Source organism: Tessaracoccus terricola (assembly GCF_054776555.1).
The window spans coordinates 324,540-350,197 of record NZ_BAAHBS010000004.1; the positions used below are offsets into that span (position 1 = coordinate 324,540).

General features: G+C 68.2%; 25 protein-coding genes and 1 tRNA gene. 15 read left to right on the top strand and 11 right to left on the bottom strand.

Features of this window, described 5'->3' with window-relative positions; translation table 11 throughout:
- The first annotated feature begins 201 nt into the window (after window positions 1–201).
- The 6 genes from ACYU7G_RS07275 to ACYU7G_RS07300 all read left to right on the top strand — a co-directional run bounded on the left by ACYU7G_RS07275 (window position 202) and on the right by ACYU7G_RS07300 (window position 8,670).
- A complete protein-coding gene (locus tag ACYU7G_RS07275) occupies window positions 202–1,281 on the top strand; it encodes a glycoside hydrolase family 172 protein (protein WP_461106286.1) in 1,080 nt (359 codons plus the stop codon).
- 86 nt (window positions 1,282–1,367) lie between these two features.
- On the top strand, window positions 1,368–2,771 hold the full coding sequence (locus ACYU7G_RS07280; RefSeq protein WP_461106288.1) for an ABC transporter substrate-binding protein: 1,404 nt from the start codon (window positions 1,368–1,370) through the stop codon (window positions 2,769–2,771).
- 135 nt (window positions 2,772–2,906) lie between these two features.
- On the top strand, window positions 2,907–3,824 hold the full coding sequence (locus tag ACYU7G_RS07285) for a carbohydrate ABC transporter permease (RefSeq protein WP_461106290.1): 918 nt from the start codon (window positions 2,907–2,909) through the stop codon (window positions 3,822–3,824).
- Window positions 3,824–4,729: a carbohydrate ABC transporter permease gene (locus ACYU7G_RS07290; RefSeq protein WP_461106292.1), complete on the top strand. Its 906-nt coding sequence runs from the start codon at window positions 3,824–3,826 to the stop codon at window positions 4,727–4,729. The genes ACYU7G_RS07285 and ACYU7G_RS07290 overlap by 1 nt, the downstream gene beginning before the upstream one ends.
- A 133-nt stretch (window positions 4,730–4,862) precedes the next feature.
- The gene (locus ACYU7G_RS07295) at window positions 4,863–7,655 is read left to right on the top strand and encodes a GH116 family glycosyl-hydrolase (protein ID WP_461106294.1); all 2,793 of its coding nucleotides are present in this window, start codon (window positions 4,863–4,865) and stop codon (window positions 7,653–7,655) included.
- Between the two features lies 1 nt (window position 7,656).
- A complete protein-coding gene (locus ACYU7G_RS07300) occupies window positions 7,657–8,670 on the top strand; it encodes a LacI family DNA-binding transcriptional regulator (RefSeq protein WP_461107257.1) in 1,014 nt (337 codons plus the stop codon).
- Between the two features lie 8 nt (window positions 8,671–8,678).
- On the opposite strand, the gene ACYU7G_RS07305 is transcribed toward ACYU7G_RS07300, so the two are convergent.
- The 8 genes from ACYU7G_RS07305 to rfbB all read right to left on the bottom strand — a co-directional run bounded on the left by ACYU7G_RS07305 (window position 8,679) and on the right by rfbB (window position 15,104).
- The gene (locus ACYU7G_RS07305; protein ID WP_461106296.1) at window positions 8,679–9,389 is read right to left on the bottom strand and encodes a DUF1345 domain-containing protein; all 711 of its coding nucleotides are present in this window, start codon (window positions 9,387–9,389) and stop codon (window positions 8,679–8,681) included.
- 153 nt (window positions 9,390–9,542) lie between these two features.
- Window positions 9,543–9,630 (bottom strand) — tRNA-Ser (locus ACYU7G_RS07310).
- Between the two features lie 65 nt (window positions 9,631–9,695).
- Window positions 9,696–10,649, bottom strand: coding sequence for a lysostaphin resistance A-like protein (locus ACYU7G_RS07315; RefSeq protein WP_461106298.1), 954 nt, complete (start codon window positions 10,647–10,649; stop codon window positions 9,696–9,698).
- Window positions 10,646–11,659 carry a DUF1648 domain-containing protein gene (locus tag ACYU7G_RS07320; RefSeq protein WP_461106300.1) on the bottom strand — a complete coding sequence of 338 codons (1,014 nt, stop codon included), beginning with the start codon at window positions 11,657–11,659 and terminating at the stop codon, window positions 10,646–10,648. Before ACYU7G_RS07320 ends, ACYU7G_RS07315 begins: the two co-directional genes overlap by 4 nt.
- The gene (locus tag ACYU7G_RS07325; protein ID WP_461106302.1) at window positions 11,649–12,020 is read right to left on the bottom strand and encodes a GntR family transcriptional regulator; all 372 of its coding nucleotides are present in this window, start codon (window positions 12,018–12,020) and stop codon (window positions 11,649–11,651) included. The genes ACYU7G_RS07320 and ACYU7G_RS07325 overlap by 11 nt, the downstream gene beginning before the upstream one ends.
- Window positions 12,021–12,193: 173 nt before the next feature.
- Complete coding sequence (locus ACYU7G_RS07330) at window positions 12,194–12,712, bottom strand: metallophosphoesterase family protein (RefSeq protein ID WP_461106304.1); 519 nt, start codon at window positions 12,710–12,712, stop codon at window positions 12,194–12,196.
- Window positions 12,713–12,717: 5 nt separating this feature from the next.
- Window positions 12,718–14,109, bottom strand: a complete 1,392-nt coding sequence (locus ACYU7G_RS07335; protein WP_461106306.1) for a sugar nucleotide-binding protein — start codon at window positions 14,107–14,109, stop codon at window positions 12,718–12,720.
- Complete coding sequence (gene rfbB, locus ACYU7G_RS07340) at window positions 14,109–15,104, bottom strand: dTDP-glucose 4,6-dehydratase (RefSeq protein ID WP_461106308.1); 996 nt, start codon at window positions 15,102–15,104, stop codon at window positions 14,109–14,111. Before rfbB ends, ACYU7G_RS07335 begins: the two co-directional genes overlap by 1 nt.
- Before the next feature lie 261 nt (window positions 15,105–15,365).
- On the opposite strand from rfbB, the gene rfbA reads away from it, so the two are divergent.
- Window positions 15,366–16,235: a glucose-1-phosphate thymidylyltransferase RfbA gene (gene rfbA / locus ACYU7G_RS07345; RefSeq protein WP_461106310.1), complete on the top strand. Its 870-nt coding sequence runs from the start codon at window positions 15,366–15,368 to the stop codon at window positions 16,233–16,235.
- 143 nt (window positions 16,236–16,378) lie between these two features.
- Here rfbA and ACYU7G_RS07350 read toward each other — a convergent pair whose 3' ends face one another.
- The gene (locus ACYU7G_RS07350; protein ID WP_461106312.1) at window positions 16,379–16,963 is read right to left on the bottom strand and encodes a maleylpyruvate isomerase family mycothiol-dependent enzyme; all 585 of its coding nucleotides are present in this window, start codon (window positions 16,961–16,963) and stop codon (window positions 16,379–16,381) included.
- An 80-nt stretch (window positions 16,964–17,043) separates the two neighbouring features.
- Here ACYU7G_RS07350 and ACYU7G_RS07355 point away from each other — a divergent pair, with 80 nt between their 5' ends.
- Window positions 17,044–17,385 carry a DUF488 domain-containing protein gene (locus ACYU7G_RS07355; protein WP_461106314.1) on the top strand — a complete coding sequence of 114 codons (342 nt, stop codon included), beginning with the start codon at window positions 17,044–17,046 and terminating at the stop codon, window positions 17,383–17,385.
- 1 nt (window position 17,386) lies between these two features.
- On the opposite strand, the gene ACYU7G_RS07360 is transcribed toward ACYU7G_RS07355, so the two are convergent.
- Window positions 17,387–18,220: a DUF4097 family beta strand repeat-containing protein gene (locus ACYU7G_RS07360; protein ID WP_461106316.1), complete on the bottom strand. Its 834-nt coding sequence runs from the start codon at window positions 18,218–18,220 to the stop codon at window positions 17,387–17,389.
- A 23-nt stretch (window positions 18,221–18,243) separates the two neighbouring features.
- Window positions 18,244–18,786 (bottom strand): hypothetical protein, encoded by a 543-nt coding sequence (locus ACYU7G_RS07365; protein WP_461106318.1) that lies wholly within the window; start codon window positions 18,784–18,786, stop codon window positions 18,244–18,246.
- Window positions 18,787–18,999: 213 nt separating this feature from the next.
- Here ACYU7G_RS07365 and ACYU7G_RS07370 point away from each other — a divergent pair, with 213 nt between their 5' ends.
- Genes ACYU7G_RS07370 through ACYU7G_RS07400 form a run of 7 tightly spaced genes read left to right on the top strand, consistent with a single transcriptional unit; the run spans window position 19,000 to window position 25,643 of the window.
- Complete coding sequence (locus tag ACYU7G_RS07370) at window positions 19,000–19,719, top strand: FadR/GntR family transcriptional regulator (RefSeq protein ID WP_461106320.1); 720 nt, start codon at window positions 19,000–19,002, stop codon at window positions 19,717–19,719.
- Window positions 19,720–19,752: 33 nt separating this feature from the next.
- Window positions 19,753–21,030 (top strand): ABC transporter substrate-binding protein, encoded by a 1,278-nt coding sequence (locus ACYU7G_RS07375; protein ID WP_461106322.1) that lies wholly within the window; start codon window positions 19,753–19,755, stop codon window positions 21,028–21,030.
- The gene (locus tag ACYU7G_RS07380) at window positions 21,030–21,944 is read left to right on the top strand and encodes a carbohydrate ABC transporter permease (RefSeq protein WP_461106325.1); all 915 of its coding nucleotides are present in this window, start codon (window positions 21,030–21,032) and stop codon (window positions 21,942–21,944) included. Before ACYU7G_RS07375 ends, ACYU7G_RS07380 begins: the two co-directional genes overlap by 1 nt.
- The gene (locus ACYU7G_RS07385) at window positions 21,941–22,789 is read left to right on the top strand and encodes a carbohydrate ABC transporter permease (protein WP_461106327.1); all 849 of its coding nucleotides are present in this window, start codon (window positions 21,941–21,943) and stop codon (window positions 22,787–22,789) included. Before ACYU7G_RS07380 ends, ACYU7G_RS07385 begins: the two co-directional genes overlap by 4 nt.
- 42 nt (window positions 22,790–22,831) lie before the next feature.
- Window positions 22,832–23,917, top strand: a complete 1,086-nt coding sequence (locus ACYU7G_RS07390) for a mandelate racemase/muconate lactonizing enzyme family protein (protein ID WP_461106329.1) — start codon at window positions 22,832–22,834, stop codon at window positions 23,915–23,917.
- On the top strand, window positions 23,917–24,732 hold the full coding sequence (locus ACYU7G_RS07395; protein ID WP_461106331.1) for an SDR family oxidoreductase: 816 nt from the start codon (window positions 23,917–23,919) through the stop codon (window positions 24,730–24,732). Before ACYU7G_RS07390 ends, ACYU7G_RS07395 begins: the two co-directional genes overlap by 1 nt.
- A complete protein-coding gene (locus ACYU7G_RS07400; RefSeq protein WP_461106333.1) occupies window positions 24,726–25,643 on the top strand; it encodes a dihydrodipicolinate synthase family protein in 918 nt (305 codons plus the stop codon). Before ACYU7G_RS07395 ends, ACYU7G_RS07400 begins: the two co-directional genes overlap by 7 nt.
- Window positions 25,644–25,658: the final 15 nt, after the last annotated feature.

Consider the following 25,658-nt stretch of genomic DNA (forward strand, 5'->3'; position numbering starts at 1 on the left):
ACGGGCCTGGTTGCTCGGACTGTAACTCCGGGACTTCGTGATGTACAGGTTTCCGGCCCCACGAGACGTGAACGAGAAAGTTCTTTCACAGTCTTACCGAATGGCTTGACAGCCCACGCGTCGGGACGTACGGTGAGTAAACGATTACACGAGATTTCCCGGTGCAACGCGGCCCCGGGCGGTGAAGAAGGGTAGTCAAGGATGACTTCATACGGGGACCACGGATCCAGCCTCCGTGACCTGCCACGCCTCAGGAGCACCCGCCGTCGGCGCGTGTCCTCCTACGACCGCAGCGGAGGCAACGAGGACCGCCTCACCGTGCGGCCGGGGGAGACGGTGGAGCTCGCTGACATCAGCGGCGCCGGCGACATCAACCACATCTGGATGACCGTCGCCCCCATGGCGCCGCCGGACCCCAACACCCCGGACAACGCGTTCCTGCGCAAGCTCGTCCTGCGCGTGTACTGGGACGGCAACGAGCACCCCAGCGTGCTGGTGCCGCTGGGCGACTTCTTCGGGGTGGGCCACGCGAAGACCAAGAACTTCGCGTCGCTGCCGCTACAGATGAGCCCGCAGGACGGCAAGTCGCTGAACTCGTTCTTCCACATGCCGTTCGCCGACGGCGCCCGCTTCGAGCTGGTCAACGAGTGCTCGGAGCTGACGGTGTGGTTCTACTACTACATCGACTACGAGGCCTTCGACGAACTCGAGGACGGCATCGGCCGCTTCCACGCGTCGTGGCGCCGGGAGAACCCCACCGACGGCGAGGAGCAGGGGGAGCGCACCAATGGGCAGTACCTGTTCGAGGGTGACAACACCACCGGCGACGGCAACTACACCATCCTGGAGACCAAGGGCCGGGGCCACTACGTCGGCTGCACCTTCAACGTGACCAACCTGCGCCACACCGAGGACTGGAACTGGTACGGCGAGGGCGACGACATGATCTTCGTCGACGGCGAGACCTGGCCCCCGGACATCCACGGCACCGGCACCGAGGACTACTTCAACACCGCCTGGTGCCCCTCGGAGGAGTACAACTCCATGTACCACGGCATCACCATGCCGGGCGGGGACAACTGGTCCGGGCAGATCTCCATGTACCGGTTCCACGTAGAGGACCCCATCACGTTCCAGGAGTCCATCCGCGTCACCATCGAGCACGGCCACAACAACAACCGCGTCGACGACATCTCGTCGGTGGCCTACTGGTACCTGGACCGGGTCGACGAGACCCTGACGCTGCCCCCCGTCGAGCAGCGCCTCCCCAGGCTCGGCTAGCCGGGCCGCAACCACAACTGAACAGCCCCCAGGGGCAAACCCAAGAGATCCTGCACCGACGCAGGACATCAGCAAAGGAGCACAGAATGGGTTTCAACGTAACGAGGCGACACTTCCTCGGCGCGGGCACCGGCCTCGCAGCCGCCGCAGTCCTGACCGCATGCGGATCCGGCACGCCCGGTGAGCCGGCGCCCGAGGAGACCGGCGGCGGTGGCGGGGAGACCACGTCCACCGGCGGCGAGACCACCGGCGCCGCGGAGGCCGTGACCATCCAGTTCTGGCACCGCACCTTCACGCCCGTGGAGAACGAGTGGTACTCGGGCATCGTCAAGCAGTTCAACGAGGCCCAGTCCGAGGTGAAGGTGGTGGACACCGAGGTCCCGGCCGACGCATGGGACCAGAAGATGAAGTCCGCCCAGGCCGCCGGCAAGGCGCCCGACATCTACACCCACCCCGGCGCCATCCAGGACGCCGTCGGAGCCGGCCAGCTGCACGAGCTCAACGGCATCGTCCCGCAGGAGGCGCTCGACGAGATCATCGACGCCGCCCTGCCCGTGTCCGCCGTCGGCGACACCTTCTACGCCTACCCGCTGCTGCTCGAGCCCCAGACCGTCCTGTTCTGGAACAAGGACATGCTGTCCGCGGCCGGGCTGGACCCCGAGGTGGGGCCCGAGACGTGGGACGAGCTGCTCAGCATGTGCGAGGCCATCAAGCCCACCCTGCCCAGCGGCGCCTACTGCATCTCGCCCGCCTCCGACGCGGTCACCTTCGCGTGGTCCACCGTCGGGCAGCAGTACAACTTCGCCGGCCACACCGCACTCACCGACGACTGGACCGCACCCAACGTCCAGAACGCGGAGTACACCGGCCTGATCGAGGCGTACAAGACGCTGTGGGACAACGACTACATGCCCAAGCAGGCCCTGGCCGCCTACGTCGAGGGCAAGGACTTCGGCGAGGAGAAGTGCGCCTTCAAGGTGTCCGGCTCCTGGATGATGTCCGAGATCGGCTCCGACTACCCGGACCTGCTGGGCCGCACCGGCGTCGGCAAGTTCCCGACGGCGCCCGGCTCGGACCGCACCGCCACCACGCTCGGCAACTTCAAGTGGGTGGTGGACGCCAAGACCGCCAACGCCGAGGCCGCCGGCGCGTTCCTGTCCTGGGCCATCGCCGGTGACCCCGCCAACCTGGTGCCGTTCTTCGTCAACACCCAGTTCACGAAGGTCTCCGTGCGCCAGTCCGTGCAGGACGCCGTCGCCGACGACGAGGCCGCCGCCGACGCGCCGTGGTCCGACATCGTCACCAACGAGATCGCGCCCGACGCCATCCCCGAGCCCACCTACCCGTGGGACGTGTCCCTGGCCGTCGGCACCGCGATGGAGGCCGGCATGAAGGGTGCCGCCGCCATCGACGTCGCCCTCGGCACCGCCGCCGACACCATCACCCAGGTCATCGAGCGCGACGGCCTGCCGGAGAAGGCTCCGAACTGACGGTGGCTCCGAGGTGCTCGACACCTGCCTCGTGCACCAACACCTGCGTTATGGCGCAGGTGACGGTGTACGACGCAGGTGTCGGGCCCGCGCAACCACCCGTGAAGACGAAGGGCGAGGGATGAGATGTCGACGATGACGGACACGGTCTCCAGGGCGGAGATCAAGCGGCACAACAAGCACAAGTACCGCGACACCAAGCTGGCGTTCCTGATGCTGGCGCCCGTGACGATCATGCTGGGCATCTTCGTCATCTGGCCGGCCATCTGGGCGATGTACCTTTCGTTCCAGAACTGGAGCTTCTACCAGCCGCCGGAGTTCGTGGGCTGGCAGAACTTCAAGAACGTCCTCAGCGACCCGCTGTTCTTCGCCGCCATCCGCCGCGGCTTCGTGTTCGTGCTGATGACGGTGCCCATCATGCTGGTGCTGGCGTTCTTCTTCGCCAGCCTGGTGGTCTCCGTCGGCAAACGGTTCGCGACGACGCTGAAGGTCAGCATCTACATCCCGACGATCATCTCGGCCGTCATCGCATCCATCGTGTTCGTGCTCATCTACGACTACTCCGGCGGGCTCCTCAACGCTGCGCTGGCACAGTTCGGGGTGGAGCCGATCGCGTGGATCGGCGACCCGGCGTGGGCGCTGTTCGCCATCGCCATCCCCGCCATCTGGCTGGGCATGGGCCTGACGTCGCTGATCATGGTGGCCGCCATGGTGGACATCCCCGAGGAGTTCTACGAGGCCGCAGCCATGGAGGGTGCCAACTGGTGGCAGAAGACCCTCTACATCACCATCCCGCAGATGAAGAACGTGCTCCTCTACCTGCTGATCACCGGCTTCGTCGCCGCCATCCAGCAGTTCGAGCTGCCCCTGGTCATGACCGGCGGCGGCCCGCTGGACTCAACCAACCTGCCCAACCTGTTCATCTTCAACCACTTCCGCAACGACATCACCGTCGGGTACTCGATCGCGGCGGCGCTGCTGCTGTTCGTGGTGCTCGGCACCGTCTCCGCCCTGATCTTCAAGGTCCTGAACTCCGAAAAGCTGGTGGACTGATGACCACGACATCCGCACCCATCGAACGCGCCGTGGTGGCCGCGGCAGGCGACGAGCCGGTGACGCGTCGTCGCAAGACCCACTCCCCGATGTGGTGGGTGGCCGGGGTCTTCAAAGTGATCTTCGGCCTGGTCTTCCTGGTGGCGGCGCTGTTCCCCCTGGCCTGGATGGTGATCGCCGGGTTCAAGTCCAAGACCGAGGTGATCTCCACCCCGTTCCAGTTCTTCCCCGAGGTGTGGCTGGTGGAGAACTACATCCAGATCGCCTCGGACCCCACCTTCCTGCGCACCATGGGCTGGACGTTCATGGGCGCCATCCTGTTCACGTTGCTGCACCTGTTCCTGAACTCGTTCGCCGCCTACGCGTTCGCGCGGCTGGACTTCCGGTTCAAGAAGACGATGTGGGTGATCATCATCACCACCATGTTCATCCCGGGCATGACCATCCTGCTGACCAGCTTCATCGTGGTGACCAACCTGTTCATGCTGGACACCCTCGCCGTGCTGGTGCTGCCCGGCGCCGCCAGCGCCGCCAGCGTGTTCTTCATCCGGCAGTTCTACCTGAACATCCCCGCCTCGTTGGAGGAGGCCGCGATGCTCGACGGCTGCGGCCGGTTCCAGATCTACCTGCGGCTGTTCCTGCCGCTGTCCAAGCCGCCGTTCGTCGTCATGGGGATCACCGCGTTCCTGGCGTACTGGAACTCCTACGTGTGGCCCATCATGACCATCACCACCCCGGAGAAGTACGTGGTGCAGCAGTACCTCACCACGTTCCGTTCCGAGCGCTCCAGCGAGTTGGGCCTCCTGATGGCCGGCTCCACCCTGGCCGCCGCGCCCGTCGTGATCCTGTTCCTCATCTTCCAGCGCCAGATCATCGGCAACATCAAGATGGCGGGCCTCAAGTGAGGCCCCGTTGGTCGAGTAGCGCCTGCGAGGTACGAGCGGGCGTGTGTCGGGGCCGCCGCGCGGCAAACCGCTGGTCGAGTAGCGCCTGCGAGGAACGAGCCGGCGCGTGTCGAGACCACCTGGAGAGTTCACCATGACCTGGAATCCAGACGAGCACCCCGCCGTCGCTATGCCGCTGGGTGGCATCGGCACCGGCTCCATGGCGCTGGGGTCCGACGGCGGCTGGCGCCAGATCCAGCTCACCGGCGTCGGCAACCACCGCGGCGACCTGCCCGGCACGTTCATGGCGCTGCGCACCTCCCAGCACGAGCCCATCCACGACGCGACGACGGTGCTGCAGGCCGCGCGCACGGACCCGGGCTCGCAGGGCAGGCCCGCCACGCCGATGTTCAACGACGACCTGGTGCCCGCCTGGCAGCGGGAACTGGTGGCCGAGTTCGGCGGCACCACCACGACGATGTCCGGCACCTACCCGGTGGCCGGGGTCGTCCACGAGACCGGCGGGCCCGTCAGCGTCGACGTGCGCGCCACCTCGCCCATGGTGCCCACCGACGCCGACGCCTCCGGCTACCCGGTCGTCATGCTGGAGGTCACGCTCACCAACCACACCGACACCGTCACCCAGACGTGGCTGGCCCACAGCGTCCACAACGCCGTCGGCGGCGACCCCCACATCAATCCCGACGGCGTCCGCGCACCCGGCTACGGCGGCAACACCAACACGATGAGACGGCGGGGTGCTGACGATGGTCGAGTAGCGCCCGCGAGGGACGAGCGGGCGCGTGTCGAGACCGCTGCTGCCGCGACCCGCGTGGACCTCGTCCTCGACAACCCCTCCGTCGACCCCTCCTCGCCATGGGCCGGCCAGATGGTGCTCGGCTGCATGGCGGACGAGGTGGTTGCGCTGCCGTGCTACACCGCGCCGTCGGAGCTGTTCGACTTCCTGCGCCTCCTCGCACCGTGGGGCGACCACACGCGGGCTGCGGCCGCGCCGTCGGTGCAGGTGCCGCAGAACTCGGCGCCGTCGCTGCGGTACGGGCCCTCGCCGCAGGGTCAGACCTGGCTGGGGGCGCTGGTGGCGCACACGGTGCTGGAGCCACGCCAGGCGCGCACGGTGCGGTTCGTGCTGGCGTGGCACTTCCCGAACCGGATGGTGGACTTCGTGCAGTTCGGCCCGGACCGGCCGGAGCTGGGCAACACGCGGTTCTGGCTGGGCAACCACTACGCCTCCCGCTGGGGCGACGCGGTGGCGGTGGCCGACGAGGTGCTCACCGACTGGGACCGGCTGTGGCACGCCACCACCACCTGGACCGACGTCATGGACGGGCTCCCACTGCCCGAGCAGTGGCGCACCCACCTGGCCACCCAACCCATCCCGTTGCGCACGCCCACCAGCTTCCGCACCCACGACGGCGCGTTCTACGGCTTCGAGGGGGTGTTGGGTGCGTCGACGGGGATGTGGTCGGGCGACGTCGGGGGCTCCTGCCCGCTGAACTGCACCCACGTGTGGAACTACGCGATGGCGGCCTCGGCGCTGTTCCCGTCGCTGGAGCGCTCCATGCGCGAGACCGAGTTCGACGTCATGCAGGCCCGCTCCGGCGCGCTGCCGCACCGCGTGTTCATGCCGCCGTACCTGGAGCAGTTCGGCGACGGCCCCATCGGCGGGCCCGTCGAGGCCGCCCTCGACGGCATGTGCGGGGCGGTGCTGAAGACCTACCGCGAACTGCTGCGCGGCGCCGTCGACCTGCCGTGGGTGTGGGAGCGCTGGCGCAACATCTGCGCGCTGATGGACCACGTCGTCGCCCAGTGGGACCCGAACGGCACCGGCCTGCTTGCCGGGATCCAGCCCAGCACCCACGACATCGGCCTCCACGGCACCAACACCTACATGGGCACCTACTGGCTGGCCGCGCTGCGGGCCGCGGAGGAACTCGCCCTGGTGGTGGGCGACGACGAGCGCGCCACCGCGTGGCGGGAACGCTTCGAGCTGTCGTCGCGCCGCTACGACGAGGAGTGCTTCGACGGCGAGCACTACGTCCAACGGCCCGACCCCTCCCTGCCCGACGAGCACCAGTGGGGGATCGGCTGCCTGTCCGACCAACTGATCGGCCAGTGGTGGGCCCACACCCTCGGGCTGGGACACCTGCTGCCCGAGGACCACGTGCGCACCGCACTGCGCAACATCGTGCGCTGGAACCTCCGCGAGATCCAGGCCCCCGTCGTCGGTGACGCAGCGGATCCCGGTGCGACGGTGAGCGGGGACTTCACCCAGCGGCCGTACGCCGTCGCGGGGGAGAAGGGCCTGGTCATGTGCACCTGGCCCAACGGCGGCCGACCCGAGGTCCCCACCCTCTACTGCGACGAGGTGTGGACCGGGGTCGAGTACCAGGTGGCGGCGCACTGCATCCAGGAGGGGCTGCACGACGAGGGGGTCGCGATCCTGGAGGCGCTGTGGGCCAGGCACGACGGCAGCCGCCGGAACCCGTTCAACGAGGCCGAGTGCGGGGACCACTACGCTCGTGCCATGGCTGGTTGGAGCGTCCTGGAGGCGGAACTCGGGTTGGCGTGGAACGCGCTGACGGGGGCGTTCACCGTCGGCGCGACGCCTCAGTGTGGGGGTTCCGATGCTTCACCGGCAGATTCACCACACCGAGCCAGCTCCGTGCCGCTGCTGACCGGCTCCGGCTGGGGCGAGGTCATCGTCGACGACGACGCCGTGCGCGCGCGCTGCCACCACGGCCGCATCCCGCTGCGACGCGTGCACACGCCCGCGGGGGAGTGGAGCCTCGACGGCAACGACCTGACCCCACTCGACGACTGGGTCACCCTCACCCACACACCCAGTCGCCCTGAGGCGCGAGGTACGAGCCTCGAAGGGCGCCGTCCTGAGGTGCGAGGCACGAGCCTCGAAGGGGCCGGTGACTGACATGACCCAGCCCAACTCACGCAAGGCGGCGACGATCGCGGATGTCGCGCGGGCGTCGAACGTGTCCGTGGCGACGGTCTCGCGCGTTCTCAACGGCAACCCGAAGGTGGCGCCGGAACTGGCCAAGCGCGTCGAGCAGGCGGTCAACGAGGTGAACTACCGCCCCAACGGCGCGGGCCGGGCGCTGCGTCGCCAGAAGTCCGACCTGTGGGCGGCCATCGTGCCGGATATCCAGAACCCGTTCTTCGTGAAGGTGGTCGACGCCTTCGAGAGGGTGGCCAACGCGGAGGGATTCTCCGTGGTCCTGTGCAACACACAGGAGGACCTGGCGCGTGAGAAGGCGTCCATCGAGACGGTGATCGCGCACCAGGTGTCGGGGGTGCTGGTGGCGGCGGCCTCGCCGGAGACCCGGTTGCGGATGTTCGAGCGCTACGGCATCCCCGTGGTGACCATCGATCGTCGCGTCAACGACTTCTCCGGCGACGCCGTCACCGTGGACAACACTCTGATCGGCCGGATGGCCGCCGAGCACCTCCTGGAGCAGGGACGCGAGAAGGCGCTCATCCTGAGCCACACCGTCGAACTGTCCCCGATGCGGGACCGGGAGATCGGGTTCCGGCAGCGGATGGCCGAGGCCGGGCACCCCGTCGGCGAGCGGTGGGTGGCGCACCTGGCGTTCCACGACGGCAGGCAGGCCATCATCCGCGACTTGCTGCGCAAGCGCGCCGGCGTCGACGCCGTGTTCTGCACCACCAACACGCTCACGGCCGAGGCGTTCGTGGCGCTGCAGTCGCTGGGCATGGAGATCGGGCCGCAGGTCAGCCTGGTGGGGGTGGACGACCACCGCTGGAACACGATGGTGCAGCCGCCGGTCACCGTCGTGGAGCAGCCCGCCGAGCAGCTCGGCACGTGGGCGGGGCAGTTGTTGGCGACGCGTTCGCGCGGGCAGACGATGAACCATGGTCGGATCATGCTGGACCCGGTCCTGCACGTCCGCGCCAGTTCGCTGCGCTGAGGCTGGGGCTACTGGGCCACCAGTCCCGCCACCAGCGAGACCACCATGGCCACCACCAGGGCGTTGAACGCGAACGCCAGGAAGGTGTGCGTGCGCACGACGTTGAGGCCGGCGCGTGAGTGCGGCGAGCCGCCGGACAGGGCGCCGACGGCGGAGATCATGGTGGACATGGAGACGAAGTCGATGAACTCCGGCTCCTCCTGGATCTCGAAGCGGAACTCCTCGCCCGCCGCGTGCAGCCGGTAGTACCGCAGCGCGAACGCGTAGACCATGGACGCCCAACTGCTGGCGGCGGTGGCCAGCACCAGCAGCGCCAGCCAGATGCCGCCCGTGCCACGGCCCAGCACGGAGGCGGACACGGCAGCGATCAGGGACACCGCTGCGCCGGAGATGGTCCAGCTGGTGGTGTCGCCCAGCCCCACCAGACGCGTCAGCCGGCTGGGGCCGCGCTCGTGCTGGAGCGCGGCGATCCGCGACAGTTCCCGCCCTGGGGCCCTCGTGTAGAGGACGTGGGTCCACACCATGAAGACGAGCGAGAACAATGTGAGCGCCGCGCACGAGCCGATGATGAACAGGATCGGGCTCAAGGGATCCGACGTGACCAACGGCATGACGATCGCGGCAATGACCAGGAGGACCACGGGCAGCGACGCGACGGCTCCCCGGAAGCCGTCGTCGTAGCGGAGGGCGATGGATCGTCGCTTGCGGATGCGTGACACGCGGGACACGCTACCTCCTCAGACGACCGTGGAGCCTCGCGAGGGTTGGCCGCAGGTTGAGCAGGGCAGTGCAACCGAATGCTTGGACTGCCAAGTCCTCGGTTGCACTGATCCGGGAAGGCAGAACGCCCCTCGCGGTGCGAGGGGCGTTGCTGGCGGAGGATACGAGATTCGAACTCGTGAGGGCGTGAACCCAACCCGGTTTCCAACCGAGCGCCATAGGCCTCTAGGCGAATCCTCCGTGGAGAACCCTACCTGAGGCCATCCCGGCCGGGCAAAACGGCGGACAACTGACGCGCCAACTCATCAGCCCAGCACCTCGCGTCGGAACTGTCCGGTGGCGGCGAGGATGGCCACCACCACGGCCAGCACGCCCCACGAGACCAGCCCCAGGGGACCGACGACTCCCATGTCCGGCGTCTCGCCCGAGACGACGAACAGCATCACCATGCCACCGCCGGCATTGAGCGCACCGTGGCCGAACACTGCCGGCCAGACCGAGCCGGTGCGCATCCGGGTCCAGCCGAACAGCACGCCCCAGGCGATGCAGGCGCCAACCATCAGGATCACGCCCAGCACGTCGGTGCGGTTGAAGTTGTAGCCCAGCAGGATCAGGGGCGCGTGCCACAGACCCCAGACCGCGCCGGAGAGCACCAGTGCGGGCCACACGCCGAGGGGTCGCAGCGCCGGCACCAGCCAGCCGCGCCAGCCGATCTCCTCGCCGAATGCCACCACGCTGTTGACCAGCGCCGCCAGCGGGATCATCGCCAGCTGCGAGAACACCATCGCCTCGACGGGGACCGTGGCAGGGTCGACGCCGGCCTGGGCCAGCGCGGGGCCGACCGAGTCCCGGAACCCCGAGAATCCGACCAGGTCCAACTGCACCAGCCCCAGCGCGGCGGAGACGAACACCACGACTGCCACCAGCAGCGGCGGTACGAAGATGGCCGCGACGGTCAACCACACCGTCCGCGCCGCCGGGCGCAGCGGCCACAGTCCGAGGAACCGCGCCCGGTCCGTCCGTGGTGTGCGCATCACGAACGTGACGACGAGCACCGCCAACAGTGGCGTGAACATCATCGCCATGGCCACCAGGGTGAACGGGGGCACGAAGCTGGTTTCCACCCAGAGCGGCAGCGCCACCAGCCAGGCCAGTCCGATGGCGGCGACGACGAACACCACCACCGCCCGCCACGGCACCTGCTCCAGTTGAGGCGCCGGCAGCGTCCTGCGCTCCTTGGCCCGAGTCTCCGTGGTCATGCCTCGCTCCTGTTCTTCATGCCGCGGAGCAGCGCCGCGGCCGTGGCCGCGTCGTCGACCGTCACGGTCAGCTTCTTCCCATTGGTGCGGGTCACGAGCAGTGCGTCGCCGCTGCGCATCACGACCCCCTGGCCGTAGCTGGGGTTGTAGCGCCATCCCCAGCCGCCGAAGTCACCCAGCGGGTTCACCTGGACCACCTCGACGGAGGCGATCTCGGCCGTCGGGATGTTGGCACGCGGCCAGCCGACGACAGAGCGCACGGTGAGCCCGTTGCCGTCGACGCGGACACGGAACACGGTCATGGTCAGGGTCGCGGCGCCCACCAGCAGTGCACTCAGCCCGACGATCCACGTCTCCGGGCCGGGGCGCACCGCGACGACGGCGAACGCCAGGACGGCGAAGCTGGAGACCACGGCCACCACCATCATGACCAGCGCCCAACGTGACATGGCAGCCGTCCGGAGCCAGACCGCCTGCTCGCCGGGACGCAGGTCGACGGCGTCGGGGGTGGAGCCCCCGGGGGCGTCGGCCTCGACGTGCGGCGTCAGGAACCAACCCGCCGCACCGAGCGCGAAGCCGAGGACGAGGCTCGGGAGCATCATCCAGAACGGCATGTCCACGTTGGAGGCATCCTGCACGTCCACCTGGATCACGACCAGCAGCAGCGTCAGCGACCCCAGGAAGCCCACCAGCCACAGGTTCATGGCGGAGACGAACCGCAGGTCCAGGGCCGCGCTCGCGCGTGCCCTGCTGGACTGCGACGCGACGGCGGTGAGGGTCACGATGCCACCGCCCACCAGCGCCGTCAGCAGTGGGAAGCTCCAGGCCGGGCCCCAGCCGTCCACCTGGCCGCCGGTGCCCCAGTGGACGGCAGCCGGGTCGGGCAGACGGGGGAGCAGCACCAACTGGACCGCCACCACCACCGCCAGCAGGGCCAGCGGTAGCCACAGCCCCAGCAGGCGGGAGCGTGCGAGCGCTCGTCGGTGTTGGACGGTTCGATCAGAGGTCAAGATCTTCTCCTTCGGTGTGCACGTCACGGACCAGCCCCGCGACGGTGGCGCGCGAGATGCCCATCGCACTGGCCTTCCGGACCAGCGCGCGGATCTCGTCGTGCAGTTCAGTGGCGGCAGCAGCAGCCGCGGTGACGACGGCGCCACGGCCCCGCCGGATGTCGATGAGTCCCTCGTCCCGCAGTTCCTGGTAGGCGCGCAGGACGGTGTGCAGGTTCACGTCGAGGGAGGCGGCCACCTCCTTGGCGGCGGGAAGCTTCTCACCAGCGGTGAGGCGGCCGGTGGCGATCTCCGTGCGAATGGAGCCGGCAAGCTGCGCGAACACCGCTTCCTCGCTGGCTGGATCGATTCGGATGAGCATGGAGTAATTCTAGTTGAACTAGAACTATGAGGGCAAGGAGGCGCGACTCGGAGATCTGGTTTCGACGACGCCCGGCTCGCTTCGCTCGCGGGGCTGCTCAACCGTCGTGACCCATCGCTGGTTGAGCAGGACCGGCGAGGTACGAGCCAGTCCGTCGTCGAAACCCGCAGCGCTTAACCAGTGGAGGAGGACTGGCGCCGGGCCAGGCGGTGGAGTTCCAGGTCCCGGATGGCGCCGTCGGCGACGGTGCAGGTCATGAACGTGCAGTGGGGTTGGCGGCGTCGGTCCGTGGGGGAGCCGGGGTTCAGCAGTCGCAGGCCCTCGTGCTCGGTGTCCCACGGGATGTGGCTGTGGCCGAAGACCAGCACGTCCAGGTCCGGGTACTGCGCGCGCATCCGCTCCTCGCGGCGCTGCTTCGCACCCGTCTCGTGTACCACGCCCCAGCGCATGCCCTCGAGTTCGACGCGAGCCACCTCCGGCAACCGCTCGCGCAGTTCGTCGCCGTCGTTGTTGCCGAACACCGCCACCAGCCGCTTCGAGCGGAGCTCCAACTCGTCCAGGAGTGCGGGTGCCATCCAGTCACCGGCATGGATGACGACGTCGGCGGCAGCCACCGCGTCCCACACCTGGTCCGTGAGCTCTCGCGCCCGGACGGGGACGTGGGTGTCGGCCAGCAGTGTGACGCGCAGCACGGTACCTATCCGAGTTCCGCGACGTATGCGGTGAGGCGTTCGTCGGCGGTTGTGGGGTGGTGGCCGGTGGCGCGGATCTTGTCCAGGGTCAGTGTGCTGTGGCGGGGGCGGGGGGAGACGGTCTTGCCCTTGGCCCAGCCATCGGTTGTGGTGGTGGCGACGTCGTCGGGGTCGCGGCCCCGGAGTTCGAAGACTCGCTTGGCGATGTCTGCCCAGGTCTGGGTGGGGCCGGCGTTGGTGATGTTGTAGGTGCCGGCGGGGGCGTTGCCGGCCAGGAGGTGGGCGATGCCGGCGGCCAGGTCCTTTGCGAAGGTGAGGCGGCCGTGCTGGTCGTCGACGACGGTGGGGCGGGCGCCCTGGTCGGCGAGACGGGCCATGGTGGCGACGAAGTTCTTGCCGTGGCCGACAACCCAGCTGGTGCGCACGATGTAGTGCTGTTCGACGGTGCTGGCCGCCTGTTCGCCGGCTGCCTTCGACTGCCCGTAGACGCCCAGGGGAGTGAGGGGTTCGTCCTCGCGATGCTCCTCGAGGGTGCCGTCGAAGACGTAGTCGGTTGAGACATGGACCAGGGGGATGCGGGCGCGGTTGCAGGCGGCGGCGAGGTTGGTGACGGCGGTGGCGTTGGTGGCCCAGGCTTCGCGGCGGCCCTCGGGGGTCTCTGCGGTGTCGACGGCGGTGTAGGCGGCGGCGTTGATGATGGCGCTGGTCTCGCTGAGGTCGAGGGCGGCGACTGCGGCGGGGTCCGTGACGTCGAGGTCGGCACGCAGGAGGCCCACGGCGTCGGGCACGGCTGCCATCAGGGCGGTGCCGAGTTGGCCGCCGGCGCCGATGACCAGAGGGCGCTTCGGTGGCATCGGCGTGACGTCGGCCAGCGGAGGGTGGTTGCGGTCGGCGTCGGAGAGTTCGCACTCGGTGGCGGGGATGGGCCAGTCGATGGCGAGGGTTGGGTCGAAGAGGTTGACGTAGGTGTACTTGGCGACGGCTTCGGCGCTCCAGTGCTGGTTGACCAGGTAGGTGTAGTCGGTGTCGTCCTCGAGGGTTTGGTAGGAGTTGCCGACGCCGCGGGGCACGAACACTGCCACTTCGGGGGTGAGTTCGATGGTGACGGTCTGTCCGAAGCCGTCGCCGGGGCGCAGGTCCACCCAGGCTGCGAAGGCACGGCCCGCGCCGAGGCTGACGAGTTTGTCCCAGGGTTCGGCGTGGAAGCCGCGGGTGACGCCGGCGCGGTGGTTGTGGGCGAAGGAGTGCTGCACGGGGCCGAAGTCGGGCAGGCCCAGTGCGGTCATCTTCGCGCGTTGCCAGTTCTCCTTGAACCAGCCGCGGTTGTCTGAGTGGAGGGGGATGCGCAGGACCAGGAGGCCGTCGATGGCGGTGGTTTCGAGGGTGTGTTGGGTCATCACTGTCCCTTGGCGGCGTACTTGGCCTCGGTGGCGGCCTTCATGGGGCGCCACCAGTCCTCGTTGTTCCGGTACCAGTCGATGGTGGCGGCCAGGCCGTCGCGGAAGTTGGTGTAGCGGGGCTGCCAGCCGAGTTCGTCGCGCAGGAGGGAGGCGTCGATGGCGTAGCGCAGGTCGTGGCCGGCGCGGTCGTTGACGTGGTCGTAGGCGTCGGTGGGCTGGCCCATGAGTTCCAGGATCAGTTCAATCACCGACTTGTTGTCCATCTCCCCGTCGGCGCCGATCAGGTAGGTGGTGCCGGGGGTGCCACGGTCGATGATGTCGAGGACGGCGTCGTTGTGGTCGTCGACGTGGATCCAGTCGCGCACGTTCAGGCCGGCGCCGTAGAGCTTGGGGCGGACGCCGTCGATGATGCCGGTGACCTGGCGGGGGATGAACTTCTCCACGTGCTGGCGCGGGCCGTAGTTGTTGGAGCAGTTCGAGAGGGTGGCGTGGATGCCGAAGGAGCGCACCCAGGCCCGCACCAGGTGGTCCGAGGCAGCCTTCGACGCCGAGTAGGGGCTGGACGGGTTGTAGGGGGTGGTGGGGGTGAAGCGGTTCGGGTCGTCGAGTTCGAGGTCTCCGTAGACCTCGTCGGTGGAGACGTGGTGGAGGCGCTTGTCGTGGCGGCGGACGGCCTCGAGGAGGGTGAAGGTGCCCACGATGTTGGTCTGGATGAACGGGGACGGGTCGTTCAACGAGTTGTCGTTGTGGGACTCGGCGGCGAAGTGGACCACCACGTCGCAGGCCTTCACCAGCTCGTCGACCAGTTCCGCGTCGCACACAGACCCCACCACCAGCGTGCAGCGCGGGTCCTCGGGCAGGTTGCCACGGTGCCCTGCGTAGGTGAGTGCGTCCAGCACGGTCACGGTGTCTGTCTCATTGCGGGCCAGCAGCCGGTGCACGAACCCACTCCCGATGAAGCCGGCCCCCCCGGTGCACAAAAATGCGGTCATGCCCGCAGTCTATGGACGAGTCGGCGGCGTCGGGGCGGGTTCCGGGGACTGGTGTGGGGCGGCGGGGGTGACAGGGGCTCGCGACACGCCGGTCGGCCTGCGGAGAAGTGCAGACCCACCGGCGAGTCGCGAGCTCTGGTCACACTCGGGTTCGCTGCCGGTGTGCGAAAGCCCTAGCCGCGGCGTCGCCACTCGCCTAGCATGGGACCACCGATGGGGGAGCGGCACGGAGGCTGCTCCCGACGACTACGGGGGTATGTCATGCGGGGAATCATCCTGGCCGGCGGCACGGGCTCACGGCTCCATCCGATCACGCTCGGGACCAGCAAGCAGTTGGTGCCGGTCTATGACAAGCCGATGATCTACTACCCGCTCTCAACCCTGATGTTCGCCGGCATCCGCGACATCCTGGTGATCACCACCCCGCACGAGGCCGACGTGTTCCACCACCTGCTGGGGGACGGCTCCCAGTTCGGCGTGAACATCTCCTGGGCCACCCAGCCCAGCCCCGACGGCCTGGCCCAGGCGTTCACCATCGGCGAGGGGTTCATCGGCGACGAGAAGGTCTGCCTCGTGCTCGGCGACAACATCTTCTTCGGCCCCGGTCTGGGCACTCAGCTCGCCACCCTCAACGACATCGAGGGCGCCTCCATTTTCGGCTACTGGGTGGCCGACCCCACCGCCTACGGCGTCGTGGAGGTCGACGACGCGGGCATGGCGTTGTCCATCGAGGAGAAGCCGGCCGAGCCCCGCTCCCACTTCGCCGTTCCCGGGCTGTACTTCTACGACAACGACGTGGTGGAGATCGCGCGCAACCTGAAACCGTCGGCGCGTGGTGAACTCGAGATCACCGACGTCAACCGGACCTACATGGAACGCGGGGAGCTCAACGTCAGCATCCTGCCCCGCGGCACCGCCTGGCTGGACACCGGCACGTTCGACTCCCTCAACGACGCCACCAACTTCGTGCGCACCATCCAGGCCCGGCAAGGACTGCTGGTGGGCTGCCCCGAGGAGGCCGCCTGGCGGCAGGGATTCATCACCGACGCCCGCCTGCTCGAGTTGGCCGAGCGGTATGCCAAGTCCGGCTACGGCGAGTACCTGAGGCAGCTGCTCAACGGCCTGGGCTGAGGGCCGTGCGGTTGCCTCTGGTTCCCGCCCGTCCTATCCGTTCCCGCCCGCCGTACTGGACGGGCGGGAATCGATAGGACGGGCGGGAACTGATTAGGCGGGCGGAAACACCAGGTGGGGCGATGGCCCGCACGCGGGACGGCTCAGTCGGCGGGGTGCCAGCGCGGGTCGCGACCGATGAACGCGATGAAGCGGTCCTGCAGGTCGGCGTCGGCGGGCACGGGCTGTTCCCGTCCGTAGTGACCCGAGGATCGGATGGTCTCGGCGCTGCGACGCATGCCGGCGTCGAGGGCGGCGAGGAAGTCGGGCTCGAGCCGGTCGTCCTGGCCGCTGGAGCGCGCAAGGTCCCAGGTGTGCATGAACACGTCGGTGGTGAAGTACTGGTCCACCACTTGCTCCACGCGTCTGGTGCCGGTGTTGGGGTTCGTGTGCGACGTGGCGGCCAGGTCCTTGTCCGACAGCAGCACCCGCACCTCCCGGTCCAGGTCCTCCCACGCGCCCACGGGGTTGCGCCGTACCTTCCGCCCCGGCGCCAACCGGATGGAGGTGCCGCCGGTCAGCATCGCCGGGAACCAGGTGACGAGGTGGTCGACGACGTCGCGGGCGCGCCACTCCTTCACCGGGGTCGGGGCATCCCAGTCCGCGACTCCGGCGGCGACGGCGCCGAACCGGTCTGCGATCCGCACGTAGCGCTCGAGGATCGAGGCCCTCGTCAGTGGAGTGTTCACCCCTCCAAAGTAGCGGCCGCCGGTGGTACCGATTTCGCGGAGCTCATGAAATCCCGCGCCGATCGGTGTTCACTGTGCCCATGGAGGTACGGATCAAACGCGTCTACGAGGAGCCGTCCGACGACGACGGCTACCGCGTGCTGGTGGATCGGCTGTGGCCGCGGGGACTGTCCAAGGCCAACGCCGCCGTCGACCTCTGGTTCAAGGACGTGGCGCCCTCCCCGTCGCTGCGCAAGGCCTACCACCACGAGGGCATGGGTTGGGAGTCTTTCCGGGCCCGCTACGAGGTGGAGATGGACGGCAACGACGCCGTGGCGGAGTTGCGCGAGAAGCTGGCGGACCGCGACGTGGTCACGCTCGTCTACGCCACCAACGACGAGGAGCGCAACCACGCCGCCCTGCTGAAGGAACGCCTGGGCTGAATCAGGGGATCGCGACGGCCGTGAGGTGCGCCACCGCGATGTCGCCGGTGACGGTCCGCAGCCGAAGTTCGACGAAGGGTGCGCCCTCCTCGGGGCGGCCGAGCTCGGCCAGGGCTGAGTTGATGTCTCCGGTGATGGTGCTGATGTCGGTCCACACCGGGACGCCGGGGGCGACGCCGACGGCGATGTCCCCTGATGCCGTCCTGGCCTCGAGCGAGCCGCTGTCCATCTCGCGAACTGCGACGTCGCCGCTGGCGGTGTTGATCTCGGCGCCGCCGAGGTGACCCTCCACGCGCACGTCGCCCGATCCGCTCTTGGCAGTGAGGGTGCCGCCGACGGTGGTGACCACCAGGTCCCCGGAACCGAGGTTGGCGCGCAGGTCCTCGGTGACCTCGCGGACGCGCAGGTCCCCGGAGCCTCCCCGGACGGAGCCGCGGCCGGCGACGCCGTTGACGTGCAGGCCGCCGGAGCCGGTGGTGAGCTGGAGCGTGCCGACGTCCTCCAGTGTGACGTCGCCAGATCCGCAGTTCAGCGCGACGTCGCCGAGGCTGCCGGTGACCACCAGGTTGGCGTCGCCCAGCAGGCCGCGCAGGTGGCTGCCCGCGGGGGCGCTGATGCCCACGCGCAGAGGGTTGCCGGTGCGCTCGACGCGGCGTCGCGGCCCCGTGATGACGATCAGGCCGTCCTGTTGTTCGACGGTGGTCTCGGACGCGCCGTCGCCGTCGACCGTGACGAGGACCTGGCCCTCGATCTCGCCGGTGACGACCTCGACGTTGCCCGAGCCCACCTCGATGGCGATGGTGGCGACGCCCACGGTGTTGAAGGTGTGTTCCATGGTGATTCCTGCCTCTCGAGGGCTCAGGCCCAGCCGGTCATGCGGCGTCCCGGGCCGGCGTGCGGCGGGCGGGGCGGCCTGGGTGGGTAGTTGAAGTTGAAGCCCTGGCCGCGCAGGTTGATGCGCACGCCGGTGCTGGTGGCGTCGCGGACGGCGTCGACCAGCCAGCTGTTGAGCGACTGGCCCGCGTCCGTGGCGAGTTCCTCCGCGCGGGTCTTGAGGCCCTCCGGGAGGCGGAGCGTGATGCGGATCTGGTCCCCGCCCTCGTCGATGGGTTCGGGTTCCGGGTCCTCCGGGTAGGTGGCCGGCTCGTCTTCGGTGTGAGGGACCCCGTCAAGGACGAACTCGACGGAACGGCCTCGCAGCCTCGCGTCGATGCTGCCGGACGGGAGTTCCGTGGTGATCTCGGCCGCAGCGTCGGTGAGCGCCTCCAGCAGCACGAGCCTGACCGCCGGGTCCATCGCGGCCAGCACGCGCTGTGCCGCTGCCGCGATGTCCGGACCGGCCAGTTCCGTGGCCGCTGCGACCTCTGCCCGCAGCCTCTCGACATAAGTGGTGAGTTCCATGACGCCAATACTGACACCATAGTGGTGTCATTGCAAGGGGTTGTTGGTGTCGGTCGTGGTGTCGGGGCGTGGGTTGGGGCCAGCCGTCGACGCGGTCGTCGTCCTCTGGGCGCCACCTGTCCTACAAGTGGCGTTGACTTGCAGAACAAGTCGGATTCAGAATCGGTCCATCAAGGCACCCAGGTGTCGCTCAATGAGGAGATGAGGTGCAACATGTATGACAAGTTGAGTCACGATCAGCTCGTGATGCAGATCGTGAAGCACCTCCGATCCCGCGGCATCAAGGACGGGATGGCGCTACCCAGCGAGGCCAGCCTCATGTCCGAACTCGGTCTCGGGCGGCAACAACTGCGCGAAGCCCTTCGGGTGCTCGAGGGATTCGGCGCCGTCGAGGCCAGGCAGGGCGCTCGGCGACGCTGGCGTGGTGTCCACCTCGGGGAACTCGTGTCCCTGTCAGCCCAGCTGATCGGCTCACCGGAGCAGACGCTCGCCGAACTGCTGGCCGTCCGGCAGGCCCTCGAGACCTCAATGCTCGCGAAGGTGATCCAGCTGCACACCCCCAGCAGCCTGGACGAGCTCATGCGCATCGGTCATCGGATGGAGGACCGTGCGCATGAGGGAGAGTCCTTCGCGGACCTCGACGAGCAGTTCCACCTCGGCCTGTTCGCACCCCTGAGGAACAGCACCCTGGAGGGCATCCTCGGAGCCTTCTGGACCCTGCTCGACGTGGTGGAGCACGAGAGCCGGACCGTGGCCGTCGACCCGGTTGTGGCAGAGATGCACACGGCCATCGTCGAGGCCATAGTCGACGGCGACTACGACCTCGCCGTCCATGAACTGGACACCCACTTCTACGGCGTGCGGCGCCGGGTCTCCCGACGCAACACCGCTGGAGCAACTGCAGCGCAGGCGCACCGCAGCGCCAAGAACTGACCCATCACGGAACCAACCAAGGAGTACACCATCATGAAGCGACGCTCATTCCTGGCCGGAGCCCTCGGAGGCACCGCAGGACTCGCACTCTCAGCCTGCGGCAACGGCGAGACCGCAGACGGCAACGGACAGCAGGGCGACTCCGGCGGCGGCCCCGTCGAGATCACCTACTGGCTGTGGCAGGACGACGCCACCGACCCCACCTGGACCGACCTCGCGGAGAGCTTCAACTCGTCGCAGGAAGACGTGAAGGTGACGCTGGAGACCATCCCGCTGGACCAGTACCAGAACAAGATCACCACAGCCGCGATGAACAATACCGGCCCGGACGCCGCACGCTGCAAGGACTGGTGGATCGGCCAGTTCGCACCCGCCGGTGCCACCGCGGACCTGACCGCCTTCGTCGACGGCTGGGAGGCCAGGGACGACGTGGTGGAGGGGCTCTGGAACACCGGTCGACTCCCGGGTGAGCAGAGCATCTACATGCTCCCGCACCAGTACACGACCCTCTACATGTACTACCGCAAGGACTACTTCGCCGAGGCCGGCATCGAGGCGCCGAAGACCCAGGACGACTTCCTCGCCGCGATCGACGCCCTCACCACCGGGGACCGCTACGGCTTCGACGTCCGCGGCGGTGGCGGCGGCCAGGACCAGTGGCTCGCGTGGATGTATGCGGGCGGGGCCAACCTGGTCAACGAGGCCGGTGAGATCGTGCTGAACGACGCGACCGGCGTGGAGGTCAACCAGAAGTACCTCAGCATCGTCACCGAACTGCAGGCTGCCCCTCCGGGCTCAATCACAGCTGCCTTCGCGGACGTCAAGACCAACTTCGCCTCCGGGCTCACCGCGACGATGATCCACCACCCCGGGTCGCTCGCCGAGATGACGGAGGTCTTCGGAGACGACCTGGGCGTCATCCCCGTGCCCGGCACCGGTTCGGGCCCGTCGCGGACCCTCGGCGCCATGAGCGGCAACATCATCATGGCCCAGTCCGAGAAGCAGGAGGCCGCCTGGAAGTGGATCTCCTGGCTCTCCGAGACCGACCAGATGGCCACCATGTCCAACTCGCCGCAGGGACAGCTCCCGGTGCTGACCTCCGTCATGGAGACCGACGAGTTCACCTCCGACCCCAACCTGAAGGTGGCTGTCGACGCCATCACGGACGCCGTCACATGGCCCGGCCTGCCCGGGGTGGCAACCCTCGCGGGCAAGGAGTGGAACCCCACCATCCAGCAGGGCTTCCAGGGTGAACTCACCAGCCAAGAGGTCGTCGACAAGATGGCAGACGTGCTTGCGAGCGACGCCTGATGCTGGCAGGTAGGCAGACCACGGGCAGCCGGGCTCGGGTGGGAAGGCGCAGCTACGAACCGTACGTACTGCTCGCGCCTGCAGTCATCCTGATCCTGGTGTTCGCCGGTTACCCGCTGGTCCGCTCCATCTGGATGGCCTTCAACAAGGTCTCGGCCTTCACGGGGACCATGACCTTCGTCGGCTTCGACAACTTCGTGGCCATCAGCCAGGAACCGGACTTCTGGGGCAACCTCGGGCGCACTGCCATGTGGGTGGGTGGGGCCGTTTCCCTCCAGCTGATCGGTGGGCTCAACCTCGCGCTGCTGATCAACACCAAGTTCCCGCTCCGCGGCGTGTACCGGGGCCTCGTGATGGTGCCGTGGGCCACGCCGAGCGTCCTCGTCGCCCTGATGTGGAAATGGCTCCTCGATCCCAACAACGGGATCATCAGCAAGTCCCTGCAGGGGATGGGGCTGGTGGACCGTCCCGTCGAGTTCCTCTCGGATCCCGGCCTGGCGCTCCCCACGCTGATCGTGATCGACGCCTGGCAGGGCATCCCGCTGTTCACCGTCATGATCCTGGCGGCGCTGCAGAGCGTGTCCGGAGACCTCAAGGAAGCCGCCGCCACCGATGGCTGCGGGCCCGTGGGAGTGTTCCGGCACGTCGTCCTCCCCGCGATCATCCCCACCATCCTCATCACGGTCCTGCTGCGGATCATCTGGACGGCCAACTACGTAGACCTGATCTTCATCCTGACCGGCGGCGGCCCCGGCGTGTCCTCGACGACCCTGGCCCTGCAGTCGTACCTCACGGCCTACAAGGCCACCAGCTTCGGTGAGGGCGCGGCCTACTCGGTCCTGCAGGCGGCCATCCTCGTGATCTTCGTGGTCATGTACCTCCGACTCACTGCAAGAAAGGAGGCCGACCGATGAGGAAGCGCAAACTCACTGCGAAGCAGGTCCTGGGCAACGGCACCCGCTACCTGGCGCTCGCGCTGATTCTCCTGGCGATCCTCGGTCCCTACCTCGTGATGGCGATCACGTCGCTGACCCCCAAGGCCGAACTCGCCGCCGCCGGGGCGAACCTGATCCCCAGCGCGTTGACCCTCGACGCCTACTTCGAACTCGTGAACACCACCCCGTTCCTCAACTACCTGGGAAACAGCTTCCAGGTGGCGCTGATGGCGGTTCCCCTCACCCTGGTGTGTGCCACGGGTGCAGCCATCGCGCTGTCGCGGTTCGAGTTCCTCGGTCGGCGCCAGATCATGACTGCCCTGATCCTCGCCCAGATGCTGCCGGCCGTCCTGCTCGTACTGTCCCTGCAGGGACAGCTGAACGTGATGGGCCTGCTCGACAGCAAGTTCGGCCTCGCCCTCGTCCACGCCGCCTTCGCCACCCCGTTCGCGACGTGGCTTCTCAAGGGATTCCTCGACGGCATCCCCCGCGAGCTAGAGGAGTCCGGCTCCATCGACGGTGCCTCCACCTGGCAGATCATCCGGCTGCTGCTGATGCCGCTGCTGCTGCCCGGCATGGTCGCCGCAGGGACCTACGCCTTCATCCTGACGTGGAACGAGTTCCTCTACGCACTCACCTTCACCGCCTCGCCGGCCACCCGGACGCTGCCCGTGGGGCTGCAACTGTTCATCGGCGAGTACCAGATCCGGTGGGACCTGCTCACGGCCGGCGGCGTGCTGTCCGTGCTGCCCGTCGTCGTCGGATTCCTCCTGGTGCAGCGACGACTCGTCGCAGGCCTTGCCGCCGGAGCGGTCAAGGGCTGACCCCGAACCCCCAACCACACCCCTCCAGAAACAGGAGCATCAATGAAGATTCAAGACGTCGCGTTCCAACTGTCCCGGATCCCTCTGCCCGGGGGCACGTGGGGCGACCAGATCCACACGGTCACCCACATCGAGATCATCACGGCAGACATCACGGCGGACAACGGGGCCAAGGGTGTCGGCTTCACCCACACCTCGGGCGTGGGCGGCCGCACCATCCTGGCGATGCTCGAGGAACTACGCCCCCAGCTCGTGGGCAAGCCTGCCCATCCGCGTTCGGTGTGGCACGACGCCTGGCACTACCTGCGCGACAGCGGACCCGGGGGAGTCACCACGCTTGCGCTCGCGGCCATCGACATCGCGCTCTGGGACCTCCTCGGACACCACCACAAGCAGCCACTGGCGGACCTGCTCGGCCGCGTCCGTGACCGCGTCCACCTCTACGGCAGTGGGATCAACCTCCACCTGAGCGCCGACGAGGTGGCGGACCAGGTGGAGAACTGGAAGAACTCCGGCTACGGGGCGGCCAAGGTCAAGGTCGGCAAGCCGGACGTGGAGGAGGACGTCGAGCGGCTCACGAAGATCCGTGAACGTGTTGGACAGTTCCCGCTGGCCGTCGACGCCAACCAGGGCTGGACGCAGCCGCAGGCCATTCTCGCCGCCAACCGGTTCGAGCACCTCAACCTGCTCTGGCTGGAGGAGCCCCTCCGCACCGACGACGTCGAGGGCCACCGTCGCCTCCGTGAACGGACCAACATCCCGCTCGGACTCGGCGAGAACCTGTACACCCTGCAGCAGTTCAACCAGTACTTCATCACCGACACCTGCGATTTCGTCCAGACTGACGTGGGCCGGGTCGGTGGCATCACCTCCTACATGTCCGTCGCGGACACGGCGCGCGCGTTCAACCTGCCCATGACCCCGCACTTCATCATGGAGCTGAGCGCCCACGTGCTGTGCGCCGTGCCCAACATCTCCTGGGCCGAGATGACCGAGGGTGGCACCCTCACCGAGCTCGGCGTGATCGCGCCGCAGCCCATCGTCGACGGCTGGTTCATCCCGCGGGACGTCCCCGGGCACGGGCTGGAGTTCGATCGCGACTTCCTGAAGAAGCACGAGGTGAAGTGATGACCGACCCACTGTTCGACATTTCAGGACAGCGCGTCCTCGTGACCGGCGGCCTGGGGCAGATCGGGACCGAGTTCGTACGGGCCTTCCAGGCTCGTGGGGCCACCGTCTTCATCGCCTCCCGCAGCGTCACCCAGGCCAAGCTGGACTCCCACTTCGGTGACTCGGCCCGGCTCGTCCCGGTGCGCTTCGACGTGACCGACGCCGACGGCGTCCGCGCGGCCCTGCGCGACATCGCCGACGGAGGTGGGCCAATCACGACCGTGGTCAACAACGCCGGCCTCGACACCCAGCCGAGCGCACCCCCGGAGGTCTCCGGACCGTTCGAGGACTTCCCCGTCGACGTCTTCCGCGAGGTGGTGGACGTGAACCTGACAGGGACGTTCATCGTCACACAGGCGGCCGGGGCGGAGATGCGCCGTGCGGAGGTCGGGGGCTCGATCATCAACGTCGGCTCCATCTACGGGATGCTGTCCCCGGTCCAGGACATCTACGCCTACCGCGCCGAGCAGGGCCAGCCCTTCACCAAGCCGGTCGCCTACTCGGCCGCCAAGTCCGGCCTCTACAACCTGACCCGCTACTGCGCCACCTACTGGGGACGCCACGGGATCCGCGTCAACACGCTCACACCGTCGGGCGTGGCGCGGGACACCCAGGACGCCACCTTCCAGGCCAACTACACCGCCCGGATGCCCATCGGCAGGATGGCCGAGGCGGACGAGTTCAACGGGGCGGCCATCTTCCTGGCCTCCGACGCGTCCAGATACATGACCGGCGCCAACCTCGTGGTGGACGGCGGCTGGACGGCATGGTGAGTCCGGACCTCGGGCTGCTCTTCAGCGCCATCGCCTCGCCCCTGAATGCCGACGGCGCACTGGACGAGGCGATGGCGCGCGAGCTGGCCGCCCACCACGTGCAGGTGGGTGTGGAGGGGCTCTACTGCGGGGGCTCGTCGGGCGAGGGGCTGTTGTTGGGCGTTGACGAGCGACGACGACTCCTCGCGGCCGTGGCGGAGGGTGCTGCGGGTCGGATCCCGGTAGTCGCCCACGTCGGAGCGCTGTCCACACGGGACTCGATCACCCTCGCCCGGCACGCCCAGGACACCGGAGCGGTAGCGGTCTCCATGATCCCGCCGATCTACTACAAGTACTCCTCCGACGAAGTCGCGGGCCACTACCGTGCGGTGATGGATGCCGTGGACATCCCGATGATCATCTACAACATCCCCCAGTTCACCGGCCAGGACCTGCAGGCCGGCGACGAACTGCTCTCCGACGAGCGCGTCGTCGGGGTCAAGTACACCGCGCACAGCATGTACCAACTGGAGCGGATCGCCAGTCACCACCCACGGCTGCAGCTGGTCAACGGCTTCGACGAGGCCTTCCTGCCGAGCCTCGCGGCCGGCGCCACCGGCTCCATCGGAACCACCATCAGCATGCAGACCGACACCTTCAAGGCGGTCCGGGCCCACTACCGCGCCGGCCGCCTTGATGAGGCCCGACGCTTCCAGGAACGGATCAACGACGCCATCGAGACCCTCGTGGACGTGGGCGTCTTCCCCGCAGCGAAGTGGGTGGAGGCAGAGCTGACCGGACTGCCGCTCGGGCCGTGCCGCGCCCCGTTCCAGCCGGTCCCGGCGCAAGCCACTGAGCGGCTCCGTGAGTTGGTCACGACCGTCACGGCCACCAACGCCGAGGCGCGTGAGAGCCTGCGGGTGCGTTCCTGAGGGGGTGCGGCTGCG

Coding starts and splice junctions, on each gene's coding strand:
- ACYU7G_RS07275 (WP_461106286.1), top strand. CDS start 202: ATGACTTCATACGGGGACCACGGATCCAGCCTCCGTGACCTGCCACGC.
- ACYU7G_RS07280 (WP_461106288.1), top strand. CDS start 1,368: ATGGGTTTCAACGTAACGAGGCGACACTTCCTCGGCGCGGGCACCGGC.
- ACYU7G_RS07285 (WP_461106290.1), top strand. CDS start 2,907: ATGACGGACACGGTCTCCAGGGCGGAGATCAAGCGGCACAACAAGCAC.
- ACYU7G_RS07290 (WP_461106292.1), top strand. CDS start 3,824: ATGACCACGACATCCGCACCCATCGAACGCGCCGTGGTGGCCGCGGCA.
- ACYU7G_RS07295 (WP_461106294.1), top strand. CDS start 4,863: ATGACCTGGAATCCAGACGAGCACCCCGCCGTCGCTATGCCGCTGGGT.
- ACYU7G_RS07300 (WP_461107257.1), top strand. CDS start 7,657: ATGACCCAGCCCAACTCACGCAAGGCGGCGACGATCGCGGATGTCGCG.
- ACYU7G_RS07315 (WP_461106298.1), bottom strand. CDS start 10,649: ATGACCACGGAGACTCGGGCCAAGGAGCGCAGGACGCTGCCGGCGCCT.
- ACYU7G_RS07325 (WP_461106302.1), bottom strand. CDS start 12,020: ATGCTCATCCGAATCGATCCAGCCAGCGAGGAAGCGGTGTTCGCGCAG.
- ACYU7G_RS07335 (WP_461106306.1), bottom strand. CDS start 14,109: ATGACCCAACACACCCTCGAAACCACCGCCATCGACGGCCTCCTGGTC.
- rfbB (WP_461106308.1), bottom strand. CDS start 15,104: ATGACCGCATTTTTGTGCACCGGGGGGGCCGGCTTCATCGGGAGTGGG.
- rfbA (WP_461106310.1), top strand. CDS start 15,366: ATGCGGGGAATCATCCTGGCCGGCGGCACGGGCTCACGGCTCCATCCG.
- ACYU7G_RS07355 (WP_461106314.1), top strand. CDS start 17,044: ATGGAGGTACGGATCAAACGCGTCTACGAGGAGCCGTCCGACGACGAC.
- ACYU7G_RS07360 (WP_461106316.1), bottom strand. CDS start 18,220: ATGGAACACACCTTCAACACCGTGGGCGTCGCCACCATCGCCATCGAG.
- ACYU7G_RS07365 (WP_461106318.1), bottom strand. CDS start 18,786: ATGGAACTCACCACTTATGTCGAGAGGCTGCGGGCAGAGGTCGCAGCG.
- ACYU7G_RS07370 (WP_461106320.1), top strand. CDS start 19,000: ATGTATGACAAGTTGAGTCACGATCAGCTCGTGATGCAGATCGTGAAG.
- ACYU7G_RS07375 (WP_461106322.1), top strand. CDS start 19,753: ATGAAGCGACGCTCATTCCTGGCCGGAGCCCTCGGAGGCACCGCAGGA.
- ACYU7G_RS07380 (WP_461106325.1), top strand. CDS start 21,030: ATGCTGGCAGGTAGGCAGACCACGGGCAGCCGGGCTCGGGTGGGAAGG.
- ACYU7G_RS07385 (WP_461106327.1), top strand. CDS start 21,941: ATGAGGAAGCGCAAACTCACTGCGAAGCAGGTCCTGGGCAACGGCACC.
- ACYU7G_RS07390 (WP_461106329.1), top strand. CDS start 22,832: ATGAAGATTCAAGACGTCGCGTTCCAACTGTCCCGGATCCCTCTGCCC.
- ACYU7G_RS07395 (WP_461106331.1), top strand. CDS start 23,917: ATGACCGACCCACTGTTCGACATTTCAGGACAGCGCGTCCTCGTGACC.
- ACYU7G_RS07400 (WP_461106333.1), top strand. CDS start 24,726: ATGGTGAGTCCGGACCTCGGGCTGCTCTTCAGCGCCATCGCCTCGCCC.